At 71.5% G+C, this 13,617-nt stretch carries 14 protein-coding genes; 7 read left to right on the top strand and 7 right to left on the bottom strand.

Annotated features, from left to right (window positions below):
• The first annotated feature begins 24 nt into the window (after positions 1-24).
• Positions 25-327 (top strand): 50S ribosomal protein L28, encoded by a 303-nt coding sequence (gene rpmB / locus ACTJK8_RS18930; RefSeq protein ID WP_012320636.1) that lies wholly within the window; start codon positions 25-27, stop codon positions 325-327.
• Positions 328-654: 327 nt separating this feature from the next.
• Here the strand turns inward: rpmB and cobT are convergent, their stop codons facing one another.
• From cobT to ACTJK8_RS18910, 4 genes are all read right to left on the bottom strand, one after another.
• On the bottom strand, positions 655-2,559 hold the full coding sequence (gene cobT, locus ACTJK8_RS18925; RefSeq protein ID WP_012320635.1) for a cobaltochelatase subunit CobT: 1,905 nt from the start codon (positions 2,557-2,559) through the stop codon (positions 655-657).
• Between the two features lie 5 nt (positions 2,560-2,564).
• On the bottom strand, positions 2,565-3,071 hold the full coding sequence (locus ACTJK8_RS18920; RefSeq protein ID WP_106427843.1) for a DUF29 domain-containing protein: 507 nt from the start codon (positions 3,069-3,071) through the stop codon (positions 2,565-2,567).
• Positions 3,072-3,076: 5 nt separating this feature from the next.
• Positions 3,077-4,060, bottom strand: coding sequence for a cobaltochelatase subunit CobS (cobS, locus tag ACTJK8_RS18915; RefSeq protein WP_012320633.1), 984 nt, complete (start codon positions 4,058-4,060; stop codon positions 3,077-3,079).
• Positions 4,061-4,268: 208 nt separating this feature from the next.
• Positions 4,269-4,895, bottom strand: a complete 627-nt coding sequence (locus ACTJK8_RS18910) for a J domain-containing protein (RefSeq protein ID WP_012320632.1) — start codon at positions 4,893-4,895, stop codon at positions 4,269-4,271.
• A 108-nt stretch (positions 4,896-5,003) separates the two neighbouring features.
• Between ACTJK8_RS18910 and ACTJK8_RS18905 the strand changes: the two genes are divergently transcribed.
• Entirely contained in the window at positions 5,004-5,300 is a 297-nt protein-coding gene (locus ACTJK8_RS18905; RefSeq protein WP_012320631.1) for a BolA family protein, read from the top strand.
• Between the two features lie 172 nt (positions 5,301-5,472).
• Positions 5,473-5,904: an alternative ribosome rescue aminoacyl-tRNA hydrolase ArfB gene (gene arfB / locus ACTJK8_RS18900; protein WP_012320630.1), complete on the top strand. Its 432-nt coding sequence runs from the start codon at positions 5,473-5,475 to the stop codon at positions 5,902-5,904.
• A 22-nt stretch (positions 5,905-5,926) separates the two neighbouring features.
• Here arfB and ACTJK8_RS18895 read toward each other — a convergent pair whose 3' ends face one another.
• Both ACTJK8_RS18895 and ACTJK8_RS18890 read right to left on the bottom strand, forming a co-directional pair.
• Positions 5,927-6,721 (bottom strand): YoaK family protein, encoded by a 795-nt coding sequence (locus ACTJK8_RS18895; protein WP_012320629.1) that lies wholly within the window; start codon positions 6,719-6,721, stop codon positions 5,927-5,929.
• A 69-nt stretch (positions 6,722-6,790) separates the two neighbouring features.
• Positions 6,791-7,738, bottom strand: coding sequence for a methyltransferase domain-containing protein (locus tag ACTJK8_RS18890; protein ID WP_053621512.1), 948 nt, complete (start codon positions 7,736-7,738; stop codon positions 6,791-6,793).
• Between the two features lie 68 nt (positions 7,739-7,806).
• On the opposite strand from ACTJK8_RS18890, the gene ACTJK8_RS18885 reads away from it, so the two are divergent.
• From ACTJK8_RS18885 to ACTJK8_RS18870, 4 genes are all read left to right on the top strand, one after another.
• Positions 7,807-8,862 carry a ligase-associated DNA damage response exonuclease gene (locus ACTJK8_RS18885; protein ID WP_440762349.1) on the top strand — a complete coding sequence of 352 codons (1,056 nt, stop codon included), beginning with the start codon at positions 7,807-7,809 and terminating at the stop codon, positions 8,860-8,862.
• Positions 8,859-10,577 carry a cisplatin damage response ATP-dependent DNA ligase gene (locus ACTJK8_RS18880; protein ID WP_029360235.1) on the top strand — a complete coding sequence of 573 codons (1,719 nt, stop codon included), beginning with the start codon at positions 8,859-8,861 and terminating at the stop codon, positions 10,575-10,577. The genes ACTJK8_RS18885 and ACTJK8_RS18880 overlap by 4 nt, the downstream gene beginning before the upstream one ends.
• Positions 10,574-11,056, top strand: a complete 483-nt coding sequence (locus tag ACTJK8_RS18875) for a secondary thiamine-phosphate synthase enzyme YjbQ (RefSeq protein WP_012320625.1) — start codon at positions 10,574-10,576, stop codon at positions 11,054-11,056. The genes ACTJK8_RS18880 and ACTJK8_RS18875 overlap by 4 nt, the downstream gene beginning before the upstream one ends.
• Positions 11,057-11,190: 134 nt before the next feature.
• Entirely contained in the window at positions 11,191-11,982 is a 792-nt protein-coding gene (locus ACTJK8_RS18870; RefSeq protein WP_012320624.1) for a flagellar hook basal-body protein, read from the top strand.
• Between the two features lie 10 nt (positions 11,983-11,992).
• On the opposite strand, the gene ACTJK8_RS18865 is transcribed toward ACTJK8_RS18870, so the two are convergent.
• Positions 11,993-13,528 (bottom strand): efflux transporter outer membrane subunit, encoded by a 1,536-nt coding sequence (locus ACTJK8_RS18865; RefSeq protein WP_440762358.1) that lies wholly within the window; start codon positions 13,526-13,528, stop codon positions 11,993-11,995.
• Between the last annotated feature and the right edge of the window lie 89 nt (positions 13,529-13,617).

The raw sequence follows: 13,617 nt of genomic DNA, 5'->3' as shown, positions 1-13,617 counted from the left end.
AACGAGACGGGATCGTTTTTTATCATGGCGCGCCGCTGCGAACTCACCGGCAAGGCCGTTCAGGTCGGCCACCTCGTGAGCCACTCGAACCGCAAGACCAAGTGCCGGTTCCTGCCGAACCTGTGCAACGTCACCCTTCAGTCCGACGCGCTGGGCAAGCGTGTCCGCCTGCGGGTCACCGCGCACGCCCTGCGCTCGGTGGAGCACCGCGGCGGCCTCGACGCCTTCCTGATCAAGGCCGGCGAGGGCGACCTGTCGCAGACCGCGCGCCTCCTGAAGCGCGAGATCCACAAGAAGCTCGCCGAGACCCCGGCCGCCGCGGCCTGAGTCGTCGGGCTTCACCGTTCCTGACCGGATGGTTTCAACCGCCGTGACCCTCGGGGCCGCGGCGGTTTCCGCTTGCGCGACAGGCAGACTGATCCGGACAGTCCCATGCATACCGTCTCCGGTCGATGCCTCCGACGCCGCCGTCATCGCGGGCGGAGCGAAGCAGACCAGTGGCGCTGCGCCCACCGGGGTCGGGGCGCCCTGGATCACTGCGCTTCGCTCGCGGTGACGGTAGGGACGCGTCAGTCGCGGCGCTCGGGCGCCTCGGGATGAGGCCCCGGATCGGACGGCCCGAGAGCCAGAGCAGCGGCTCGGTCGGACCGGCGATCAGCGCCGCCCGCCCGCCGCGCGCAGCATGCGGCCGGTCGGCGCCGCGCCGTCCTCCTCGAACAGCTCGGCCAGCTTCTCGGTCATCGCCCCGCCGAGCTCCTCGGCGTCGATGATCGTCACGGCGCGGCGGTAGTAGCGGGTCACGTCGTGGCCGATGCCGATGGCGAGGAGCTCCACGGGCGAGCGCGTCTCGATCTCCTCGATCATCCAGCGCAGGTGCCGCTCGAGGTAGTTGCCGGCATTCACCGACAGGGTCGAGTCGTCCACCGGCGCGCCGTCGGAGATCACCATCAGGATCTTGCGCTGCTCCGGCCGCCCGAGCAGGCGCTTGTGCGCCCAGTCGAGCGCCTCGCCGTCGATGTTCTCCTTGAGCAGCCCCTCGCGCATCATCAGCCCGAGGTTCTTGCGCGCGCGCCGCCAGGGCGCGTCGGCCGACTTGTAGACGATGTGGCGCAGGTCGTTCAGGCGCCCGGGATTCGGCGGCTTGCCGGCGGCGAGCCACGCCTCGCGGCTCTGGCCGCCCTTCCAGGCCCGGGTGGTGAAGCCCAGGATCTCCACCTTCACGCCGCAGCGCTCCAGCGTCCGCGCCAGGATGTCGGCACAGGTCGCCGCCACGGTGATCGGCCGGCCGCGCATGGAGCCCGAATTGTCGAGGAGCAGCGTCACCACCGTGTCGCGGAAATTCGTGTCCTTCTCCTGCTTGAAGGAGAGCGGCTGGTAGGGGTCGATGACCACGCGGACCAGCCGCGCCGGGTCGAGCTGACCCTCCTCCAGGTCGAAATCCCAGGCGCGGTTCTGCTGGGCGAGCAATCGCCGCTGCAGCCGGTTCGCGAGCCGGCCGACCACGCCCTGCAGATGCGAGAGCTGCTTGTCGAGGTAGGAGCGCAGGCGCGACAGCTCGTCGGCGTCGCACAGCTCCTCGGCGTGGATGACCTCGTCGAACCGCGGATTGAACACCTTGTACTCGGGCCCGCGCGCCTCGTTGCCCTGCCGCTGCGGCGGGCGCGAGGCCTCCGACGCCTCCTCCGACTCCGCGTCCTCGGCCTCCTCGGGCAACTCACCGGACGGCGCGTCGGCGGATTCCTGCGCACCCTCCTCGATCTCGTCGGAGGCCTCCTCGGAGGTCTCGATCTCGGCGCGCTCGCCCTGGCTCTTCTCCTCCGAATCGCCCTCGCTGGGGTTCTGCTCGTCGTCCTGGGCGTCGTTCTCGTCGTCGTTCTCGTCGTCCTCGGCGTCGAACGGCGTCTCGTCCGACATGTCGAGGGAGGTGAGGAGCTCGCGCACCGAGCGGGCGAACTTGCGCTGGTCCTCGATCGAGCCGAGCAGCCCGTCGAGGTTCGGGCCGGCCTTGGCCTCGATGTGCTCCCGCCACAGATCGACGATCTTGGTGGCGGCCTCGGGCGGCTTCTGGCCGGTCAGGCGCTCGCGCACCATCAGGGCGACGGCGTCCTCCATCGGGGCGTCGGCCCGGTCGGTGATGGTCTCGTACTTGCCGCCCCGGTGATAGCGGTCCTCCAGCATCGCCGAGATGTTGCTGGCGACGCCCGCCATCCGGCGCGAGCCGATCGCCTCCACGCGCGCCTGCTCCACCGCGTCGTAGACCGCCCGGGCGGCGCTGTTCTCGGGGGCGAGGCGGCGGTGGACGGCGACGTCGTGGCAGCCGAGCCGCAGCGCCATGGCGTCGGCGTTGCCGCGCAGCACCGCGACGTCCTGCGCCGAGAGCTTGCGCGGGGGCTCGGGCAGGCGGGCCTTGTCGCCGGTCAGCGCCGGCCGGTCGGTGGCGTAGGTGACCTCGACCTCGGAGCGCCGGGCGATGGCGCGCAGGCATCCGGCCACCGAGCGCTTCAGGGGCTCGGCCACGGGTTCGCGGCGCTCGCCGGGTTTGCGGTTGGAGATGGACATCAGCGCTACCGGTCGTCCTCGAACGCGAAGGGGCGGTTCAGGATCTCATCCCAGCTGTAGGGACAGTCCGCGGGCAGGGTTTTGGGCGAGCGCTTCATCTGCCGGGCTGCCCCGAGGCGACCGAGCCGGAAGCTGTCGTGCCGAATCTCATTGAGGCTCGACTTCAGGCCCGGGCTCTTCCGCAGTTGGATCGTGGCGCGCTCCCGATGCTCGGCGATGCTGAGTGCCCAACTGCGGCTTCGCCGTTCCGGCTGATGGTCCCACTTCAGCATGTGAAGGATAATGATTTCGACCGCACTCTGGAGCCGGTAATACTCGCTCAGGCCCACGTCGCTCAGCTCCTCGGCGATGTTGTCGAGGTCGAGCGCGTCCACCCGGCCGGCGCGGAGCAGGGCCACCTGCTCCTGAACCCAGGTGTAGAGATCGTCCGCGTGGCGCGTCCGTCCCCGGGCATGCGCAGTCGCCGGGGCGTCCTCGCGCGCGGGGGCCGGATGCGCCATCGCGTCCTCCATGCGGGTCAGCTCAGCGCGACGTTCACCGCGCTCTCGGGCAGCTCCTTGCCGAAGGCGCGCTGGTAGAACTCGGCCACCAGCGTCCGCTCCAGCTCGTCGCACTTGTTGAGGAAGGTCACCCGGAACGCGAAGCCGATATCCTTGAAGATGTCGGCGTTCTCGGCCCAGGTGATCACCGTGCGCGGGCTCATGACGGTCGAGAGGTCGCCGTTCATGAAGGCGTTGCGGGTCAGGTCCGCCACGCGCACCATCCGGTTGACGATGTCGCGGCCCTGGTCGCCCCGGTAATGGGTCGCCTTCGAGAGCACGATGTCGACCTCGCGGTCGTGCGGCAGGTAGTTGAGCGTGGTGACGATCGACCAGCGGTCCATCTGGCCCTGGTTGATCTGCTGGGTGCCGTGATAGAGGCCCGACGTGTCGCCCAGGCCCACCGTGTTGGCGGTGGCGAACAGCCGGAAGGCCGGGTGCGGGCGGATCACGCGCTTCTGGTCGAGCAGCGTCAGCCGGCCCGAGAGCTCCAGCACGCGCTGGATCACGAACATCACGTCCGGGCGGCCGGCATCGTACTCGTCGAACACGAGGGCGACGTTGTTCTGCAGCGCCCAGGGCAGGATGCCGTCCTGGAAGGCGGTGACCTGCTTGCCGTCCTGCAGGACGATGGCGTCCTTACCGACGAGGTCGATGCGCGAGACGTGGCTGTCGAGGTTGATCCGGATGCACGGCCAGTTCAGCCGGGCGGCCACCTGCTCGATGTGGGTCGACTTGCCGGTGCCGTGATAGCCGGTGACCATCACGCGACGGTTGCGGGCGAAGCCGGCCAGGATCGCCAGCGTCGTCTCCCGGTCGAAGATGTAGTCCGGGTCGACATCCGGCACGTGCTCCTCGGGCTCGGCGAAGGCCGGGACCTTGAGGTCGAGGTCGATGCCGAAGACATCGCGGACGGAGACGGTGCGATCGGGCAGCGCGGCGGGCGTAGCGTCAGAGAGCATTCGGAACCTCGTGAGGCGCGGGCGCTCCACTCCCAAACAGTGAAGCATCCGCGCGGAAGAACGTCGAGCCGGGCCTCCGCGGCGGGGCGGAGCCATCCTTAGACGGCGGCGCGCTCGCGCGCCACCGACCGGCATGGATCCCATATAGGGTCGCCCCGCGCGGTTTGCCCTATCCTGGCTGCGAACCGGCGTGCATCGTTCGTGCCGCTCAGCAGAGACCCGCCGCGCGGAGCACGTCGTGGGCGCGGATGATGTCGCGCAGGCGCTCCTCGAACGACCGGTCGCCGCCGTTGGCGTCGGGGTGGAAGCGCTTCACCAGCACCTTGTACTGCGCCTTGATGGCGGCCGAGTCCGCCCCCTCCTCGAGGCCCATCACGTCGAGGGCGCGGCGCACCGTCGCCGAGTGTTTGGGCTTGCGCGGCTCCTCGGGCTGGCGGGCGCGCCGGCGCGCGTCGCCGACGCCCTCGCCGCGCAGGATGCCGAGCGGATCGACGTAGGCCCAGTCGCGGGCCGGCTCATTCTCCGGCTTGGCCTGACCGGTCCGGTTCACGCCCATCGCCCAGGTCGGACGATGCCCGATGATCGCGTCCTTCTGGTAGGCCTGCACGGCGGCGTCGTTCATGCCGTCGAAGTAATTGTAGGTGGCGTTGTAGGCGCGGACATGGTCGATGCAGAAGCGCCAGTACTGGCCCTCGGCCTTCCGCCCCTTCGGTGCCCTGTAGAGGCCCGGATGGGTGCAGCCCGGACTCTCGCAGACGGCCTCGGCCGCGGCCTTCGGCTCGTCGCAGGACGGTTTGATCCGGATGCTGTCGAACAGGCGCGAGTTGAGATCCATGACGGGCCGATTATGAGGGGGCGGACCTGAGACACAAGGGCACCGGGCCTGATGACGCATGCGCGGGATCGGGCTTGACGGCGCCCACGGACACGACGCGAGGGCACGATGGCGGACGGTGCGGGCGCGGGTAGCACCCTGCGGGACTGGATGGAGGCGCGGCTGCGGGAGCAGCTCGCGCCGGCGCGGCTCGACGTGATCGACGAGTCGCATCTGCATGCCGGCCACGCCGGAGCGCGGCCGGGGGGCGAGACCCATTACCGGCTCGACATCGTCGCGTCGGCGTTCGAGGGCAAGAGCCGCGTCGAGCGGCACCGCTTGGTGAACGCGCTGCTCGACGACGCGTTCAAGCGGGGTCTGCACGCCCTGGCGCTGCGCGCCCGCACGCCGGCCGAGGCGGCCTGAGCCGACGCGCGGCGACCGGCGGCGCGGCCCGGGTCGCTCCGTCCGGGAGGTTGCCGGAGATCGCTCCGACGGGGCGCGGTGAGCGGGGCGGGAAGCACAGGACAGATATGGTGATGGAGCCGCCGATCCGCATCCGCCCGCGCGCCGTCATCGCGCTGCCGGGGAGGCCGCCATGCCCCTGCGGGTGACGCCGCGCATCGCCATCGACGAGGACGAGATCGAGCTGTCCTTCATGCGCGCCTCGGGCGCCGGCGGACAGAACGTCAACAAGGTCGAGACCGCCGTCCAGCTCCGCTGGGCGGCGCTGGCGTCCCCCGCCATCGACGAGCGGGTGAAGGCCAATCTCGCGCGGCTCGCCGGGCGGCGGATGACCAAGGACGGCGTCCTCGTCCTCGCGGGGCAGCGGCACCGGACACAGGAACGCAACCGGGCCGACGTGCTGCAGCGGCTGGTCGATCTCGTGGCGGAGGCGGCCAAGCCGCCGCCGCCGATCCGCCGGCCCACGAAGCCGACCCGGGGCTCGCAGGAGCGGCGCATCGGCGCGAAGAAGAGCCGCGCCGCGATCAAGCAGGGCCGGGGCAGCATCCGGGATTCCGACGGCTGACCCCACCTGCCCCGGTCGGGTCTCAGTGGATCGCGTCGATGACCTCGGCCTTCGGGCTGGCATCGGGTGCCGGGGACGATCCGGCGACCAGGGTGCTGCCCGGCTTGGCGACGGTGAGGGCGATCGCGATCAGGGCCAGGATGGCGGCCAGAGCCGCCGGGAACAGGAAGGCCGATTCGCCGTAGCGCATGTCGAGCAGGCCGCCCACGACCGCGCCGGTGCTCAGCCCGGCCCAGAGCGGCGCCTGGATCCAGAAGGAGGGCGCCACCGTGCCGAGCAGCAGGTTGGCGCAGCCCGTGCCGAAACGCACCACGGCGCCCGTGACGTAGGTGAGCGCCAGGGAGCGGCCGCCCTCGTCCTGCAGCGTCGCGTTCTGGAGGCCCAGCGCCAGGACGATCGGGTAGGCGTGCAGCGGGTAGGCGAAGGTGCCCCAGGGCATCAGCAGGCCGCCGGCGAGCAGCAGGGCCTGGAGCGTCAGTAGCACGGCGAGGCGCCAGCGCCCGACCCAGGCGGCGATCAGCGTCCCCAGGAAGGCGCCGAAGCAGAACATGCAGATGGTGCTGGCGACGCGGCTGACATTCTCCCAGTCGCCGTTGGCCACCGCCACGCCGAAGCGGGTGGTGTTGCCCGACATGAACGACATGAAGAGCTGCGAGAATTCCAGGAAGCCGATGGAGTCGGCGCAGCCCGCGAGCGCCGCCAGGGCGATCGCGAAGGGAATTCGGGTTCGCGGGTCGGCGGGAAACGACTTGTCGGCTGGAGGCTCAGGTTTCCGCTCCGGTGCTGCTCCGCCTGTCCGACTTCCGTATTCCGCCATGCTGATCCCCCGATCGAGCCGCCGCGCCCAGTCGCGGTCGACTGACAATGGACGAATAGCGGGGCGGTTTCATGCCGATGTGCGCCGCAACACAACGACGCGGCCCGGTACCGGCCGTCCTCCCTCCCGCCGGACTTCCGCGGGCCTCGCCGCCAGCCGTTCCAAGCCGGACACGGCGGCCGTCGCCGCCAGATGGGCATCCGCGTGGGCGTAGCGGCCGTCCTCGCCCAGGACGGAGCCGGGGCCGTCGTGGGATTGCACCGTGAAGGCACCGAGGCCGCCGGGCCGCAGGACCCGCCCCACGCCCGCCAGGAACGACGCCAGATCCGCGACGTAGATCAGGACGTCCGCGGCGAGGCAGAGGTCGGCCGAGGCCTCCGGCAGGTCGGCCAGGGCGGCGGCGACGTCGCCCTCGACGAGGCGCTCGTAGAGCGGCCGACCCCGCGCCGTCTTGGTCCGCGCCAGCGCCAGCATCCCGGGGGAGAGGTCGATCCCGGTGAGATGATCGACCCGGTCGCGCACGACCTCGCCCATCAGCCCCGTGCCGCAGCCGAGATCGAGGGCGACCGCGAAGCGCTCCGGAACGCGCGGCAGGGCGTCGCGGACGAGTTGCGGGCCGACATAGCCGAGGCCCTCCACGAGGTGGCGCTCGAAGCGCGGTGCGTAGTCGTCGAACAGGGCGCGGACATAGGCCGGCGACAGGACCGGGAGGGTATCGCCACCGCCCAGGCGGACGAGATGCGCGCGCACGCCCAGCCGGTCCTCGGGATCGATGTCGAGGGCGCGGGCGTAGGCCTGCGCCGCCGCGTCGCGCAGGGCCGGATCGGTGCCGGAGGCGGCCAGACCCGCGCGCGCCCGGCCCAGCAGGAGCCAGGCCGGCGCGTAGCGCGGGGCGCGCTCCAGGGCCTGCTCGGCGAGGTCGGCGGCGCCCGCGTGGTCGCCGTCGGCGAGGCAGGCCTCGGCGTAGCGGTAGCGGCGATCGGCGAGGAGGTCGCCGGAACTGAGCTGCGAGGCCATGCGTCTGCCGGTTCGGGGGCGCCTATATACCGGGGCCACCGGCGGACTCCACCGGCAGCACGGACCCGATGCCGATACGCGCCAGCGATCTCCTCACCCTGACCCGCGAGGGTCTCTACTGCCCCCTCGGGCGCTTCCACGTCGATCCGACCTGGCCGGTGGAGCGCGCGCTCATCACCCACGGGCACGCCGACCACGCCCGCGCGGGCCACGGCCACGTGCTGGCGACGCCCGAGACCCTGCGGATCATGGCGGTGCGCTACGGCACGGATTTCTGCCGCCAGCGGCAGGAGGCGCCGCTCGGGGCGGCGCTCCGCGTCGGCGACGTCACCGTGCGCTTCGCCCCGGCCGGCCACGTGCTCGGCTCGGCGCAGATCGCCATCGAGCGGGACGGCGTCCGCGTCGTGGTCTCGGGCGACTACAAGCGCGCGCCGGACCCGACCTGCCTGCCGTTCGAGGTCGTGCCCTGCGACGTGTTCATCACCGAGGCGACCTTCGGCCTGCCGGTCTTCACCCACCCCGACACGCGGGGCGAGGTCCGCAAGCTCCTCGAATCGGTCAGACTGTTCCCGGAGCGCGCCCACATCGTGGGGGCCTACGCGCTCGGCAAGGCGCAGCGGGTGATGGCGCTCCTGCGCGAGGAGGGTTGGGACCGCCCGATCCACCTGCACGGCGCCATGGAGAAGCTCACCACGCTGTACAAGGAGGAAGGCGTGCCGCTGGGCGACACGCCCAAGGTCGTGGCCGCCGAGCGCAAGGACCTGCACGGGGCGATCGTTCTCTGCCCGCCCTCGTCGATCCAGGACCTGTGGTCCCGCAAATTCCCCGACCCGGTGACCTGCTTCGCCTCGGGCTGGATGCGGGTGCGCGCCCGCGCCCGCCAGAAGGGCGTCGAGCTGCCGCTGGTGATCTCCGACCATTCCGACTGGCCTGACTTGTGCCGCACCATCCGCGACACCGGCGCCGAAGAGGTCTGGGTGACGCACGGGCAGGAGGACGCGCTGGTCCACTGGTGCGGGACGCAGGGCATCCGGGCGAAGCCGCTCCACCTGCTCGGCTACGGCGATGACGGCGAGGTCGAGGGGACCTCGGAGGCGAGCTCTGAGGCGGAGGCGGCCGCGTGAACGAGTTCGCCCATCTCCTCGACCGCCTCGCCTACGAGCCGCGCCGCAACGCGAAGCTGCGCATGCTCCAGGACTACTTCGCGCGCACGCCCGACCCCGAGCGCGGCTACGCGCTGGGCGCCATGACCGGTACGCTGAGCTTCCGCGAGGCCAAGCCGGCCCTGATCCGCGGGCTGGTGGAGGAGCGGATCGACCCGGTGCTGTTCCGGCTCTCGCACAACTACGTGGGCGACCTCGCGGAGACGACGGCGCTGATCTGGCCGGGACCGACGGAGGCGCCGCGGGAGCCGGGCCCCGGCCACAACAATCCGCCGCCCCACGTCCCGACCCTGGCCGAGGTCGTGGAGACCCTCGCGACCATCCCCAAGCGCGAGCTGCCCCGCCATCTCGCGGACTGGCTCGACGCCCTCGACGAGACCGGGCGCTGGGCGCTCCTGAAGCTCGTCACCGGCAACCTGCGGGTCGGCGTGTCGGCGCGGCTCGCCAAGACGGCCGTCGGCGCGCTGGGCGGCCACGACGCCGACGCCGTCGAGGAGGTCTGGCACGGCCTGACCCCGCCCTTCGAGACTCTGTTCGCCTGGGTCGAGGGCCGGGCCGAGCGGCCCGAGACCCTGAACCCCGCGCCGTTCCGGCCGCCGATGCTGTCGCACCCGATCGAGGAGGAGGCCGACCTCGAGAAGCTGGAGGCCGAGGCCTTCTCGGCCGAGTGGAAGTGGGACGGCATCCGCGTCCAGCTCGTCGGCGGTCTCGATCGGGCCGGCCAGCAGGTCGGGAAGGTCTATTCCCGCACCGGCGAGGACATCACCGGGGCGTTCCCGGACCTCGCCGAGGCCATCACCTTCGCGGGCGCCCTCGACGGCGAGCTGCTGATCCTCCGCGAGCGGCGGGTGCAGAGCTTCAACGTGCTGCAGCAGCGCCTGAACCGGAAGGCCGTGACGGGCAAGCTCCTGGAGGAGTTCCCGGCCCACGTGCGGGCCTACGACCTCCTCACCCTGGAGGGCGACGATCTGCGCGGGGAGCCGTTCGCGGCCCGGCGGCAGAAGCTGGAGGCGCTGGTCACGCGCCTCGACCACGCGCGGATCGACATCTCGCCGCTCGTGCCCTTCGCGGATTGGGAGGCCCTGGCGGCCGCCCGGGCGGATCCGGCCTCGGTGGGCGCCGGCGCGGATGCCGACGCCATCGAGGGCGTGATGCTCAAGCGCCTCAACAGCCCCTACCTGCCGGGACGCCCCAAGGGGCCGTGGTGGAAGTGGAAGCGCGAGCCGCACATCGTCGACGCCGTGATGATGTATGCCCAGCGCGGGCACGGGAAGCGCTCGTCCTTCTACTCGGACTACACGTTCGGGGTCTGGCGGGAGGCGCCCGAGGGCGGCGACGAGCTGGTGCCGGTGGGCAAGGCCTATCACGGCTTCACCGACGCCGAGCTGGCCAAGCTCGACCGCTACGTCCGCAACAACACCACCAAGCGCTTCGGCCCGGTGCGCGAGGTCGCCCACGGCCGCGAGGCCGGGCTCGTCCTCGAGATCGCCTTCGAGGGCGTGCAGCGCTCGACCCGGCACAAGTCGGGCGTGGCCATGCGCTTCCCCCGGGTCAGCCGCATCCGCTGGGACAAGCCGCCCGCGGAGGCCGACCGGATCGACGTGCTCGAACGGATCCTCGCCCGGGGCGAGCGCGAGATCGCGCCGGGCGCGACGCTGATGGAGAAGACCGCATGAGGCAGGGACACGGCCGGGAGGGCAGGATCGGGCCGGTCGAGGCGCTGGCCTCCGGCCCGGTGGCGCGCCACGCCAGCGGCCGCCTCACCGTCGCGACCCCGGGGCCGGGCTTCACGGATTTCACCGCGGCGGTGGCCGAGTTCGTGCGCGGCAGCGGCGTCCGGGACGGGCTCGTCACGGTGTTCTGCCGGCACACCTCGGCCTCGCTGACCATCCAGGAGAATGCCGACCCCGACGTCCAGACCGACCTGATGACCGCGCTGGACGGGTTCGCGCCGCGGCAGGCCGGCTACGTCCACGGCGCCGAGGGGCCGGACGACATGCCGGCCCATATCCGCACCCTGGTCACCGATTCGGCCCTGACCATCCCGCTGGTCGGCGGGGCGCTGGCGCTCGGCACGTGGCAGGGGATCTACCTGATCGAGCACCGCGACCGGCCGCACCGACGGGAGATCGTGCTGAGCGTCCTCGGGGCGTGACCGCTCCGCCGGCGTCGCGCGAGCGGCGCGCCGACCCAGCAACACGCGGTCACACACCGTCGGTTAACCATATCGGGCTCTTATCGGCCTCCGTCGGATCGGGGACCGTGCCGCTCCGGCGAACGGAGACCCCGATGGGCCTTTTCACTGCGCTCTCGAACTCGATTTCCGGCGCCTCGGCGCAGTCGCTGGCCCTGAACAACATCTCGGGGAACATCGCCAACACCCAGACGGTGGGCTTCAAGTCCACCGAGACGCGGTTCGCCGACATGCTGGCCGAGACCGGCGACAGCACGCAGCTGGCCGGGGGCGTGCTGCCGAGCACGCGCAACAGCCTCAACATCCAGGGCACGATGCAGTCGACCGGCGTGTCGACCAACCTCGCGATCTCGGGCAACGGCTACTTCATCGTCAAGAAGAACACCGGGACGCCGGACAGCCCGGCCTTCGGCGGTGATACCGGCTACACCCGGCGCGGCGACTTCGCGCCGGACGCCAGCGGCTACCTCTCCAACGGCGCGGGCTACTACCTGTTCGCCGGCCCCTCGGCGACGACCCCCGTGCAGGTCCCGACCGGCGCCAGCACCCTGGCGAGCCTCGCGGTCTCGCCCGCCGGCACCCTCACGGGCACGGCCGCGGACGGCAGCACCCTGGCCCTCGGGACGCTGCAGCTGGCGCAGTTCGGCATGCAGGACAACCTCGCCTCCCTCGACGGCGGCACCTACGTGGCCACCGGCCAGTCCGGGACACCGAGCTACGGCCTCAACGGCGCGACCGTCACGGCCGGCTCGGTGGAGCAGTCGAATGCCGGGATCTCGGATCAGTTCTCGAAGATGATCGAGACCCAGCAGGCCTACACGGCCAACACCAAGGTCATGAGCACCACCGACCAGATGCTGCAGGACGCCATCGCGATGTACACCTGACGCGACCCCGTCAGAGGAACTTCAGCGGGTCCTTCTCGGGCGGGGGCGGCGCCACGTCGGCGCGGTTCCACCAGCCGCCGCCCAGGGCCACGAACAGGGCGGCGGTGTCGGCGTACTGGGTGGCCCGCGCCGCCGCCGAGGTCACCAGCGCCGAGAGATAGCCCTGCTGGGCGATCAGCACCTGCGAGGAGGTGATCGCCCCGGCGGTGTACTGCTTGCGGATCAGCGCGAGGCTCTGGTTCGTGGCGCTCACCGCGGCGTCGGCAGCGGCCACGGCCTTCGCGTCGGCCTGGAGCGCCCGCAGCGCGTCCGCGACGTTCTGGAAGGCGGTGATCACCGTCGCCTTGTACTGCGCCTGCGCCTCCGTCAGCGATTCCTCGGCGGCGCGCTGCCGCCGGAACAGGGTGCCGGCATCGAAGATCGGCGCCGTCGCCTGCCCGATGATCGTGAAGAACGCCGCGCCCGGACTGGTCACCTGCGCGATCCGCGTGGCGCTGGAGCCGCCCGTGGCGGTCAGGCTGAACTGCGGCAGGCGGTTCGCCACCGCGACGCCGACACTGGCGCTCGCCTGCTGCACCAGGGCCTCCGCCGCCTTCACGTCGGGCCGCTGCTGCACGAGCCGCGAGGGCAGGCTCACCGGAAGCCGGGTCGGCAGGCGCAGGGCGGCGAGGTCGAAGGTCTCGGAGACCTCGTCGGAGGGCAGGCGTCCTGCCAGCGCGGTCAGCAGGTTGCGCTGCTGGGCGAGCGCCTTCTCCAGCGGCGGCAGCAGCTGCTGCGACAGCGCCAGCGCCGCCTGCTGCTGCACCACGTCGGCCCCGGCGATCTGACCCAGCGACAGCTGCTTGTTGTAGAGCTGCAGCACCTCGGTCTGCGCCTGGATCACCTTGCGGGTCGCGTCGATCTGCGCGCGCAGGGACGCTTCCTGGATCGCGGCGGCGACGACGTTGGCGGTCAGGCTCAGGTAGGCCGCTTCCAGCTGGAACCGCTGGTTCTCGGTGGTGGCCTCCAGGGACTCGATCTGCCGGCGGTTCCCGCCGAACACGTCGGGATTGTACGAGACCACCGCCTGCGGCGTGGACAGGCTGTAGAGATACTGGTTCTGGTTGTTGAGGGGCGATTGCAGGTCGAGACCGGGCGCCAGCGCCCCCTGGATCTGCGGCGTCGCGGTCAGGCTCGGGTAGAGCGTGCCCTTCTGGGCGAGCACGTTCTGCTGCGCCACCCGCAGGGAGGCCTGCGCCGCCTCCAGCGTCGGGTTGTTGGCGAGCGCCTGCTCGACGAGGCGGTTCAGTGCCTTCGAGTGGAACAGGGTCCACCACGAGCCAGGAATATCGGCGCCGGAGACGAAGCTCTGGTCGGCCGAGCCGCCCTGCCGCGTCCGGATCTTGTCGGCCGCGGAGGGATTCTGCAGCGGTTCCTTGGTGTAGCGGCCGACCGGCGGAGCCTCGGGCGCCACGTAGTTCGGGCCGACCGCGCAGGCCGACAGGCCGAGGGAGGCCGCCAGCCACGCGGTCGCCCGTCCGCACCGTCTCGGCGCAAAGCTCACCATCCCGCCCCCGAAAAGCTCACCTCGGTAGAGCGGCGCGACCCGCTGCCAAGTCAATCCGACCGGTCCCAGATGGCGCGCGCGGCGAGGCC

Origin of the sequence: Methylobacterium sp. 22177 (assembly GCF_052045615.1) — a bacterium.
Lineage (GTDB): Bacteria > Pseudomonadota > Alphaproteobacteria > Rhizobiales > Beijerinckiaceae > Methylobacterium > Methylobacterium radiotolerans.
Note: the sequence above shows the minus strand (reverse complement) of the source record. Positions and strands in the feature narration are given on the sequence as shown.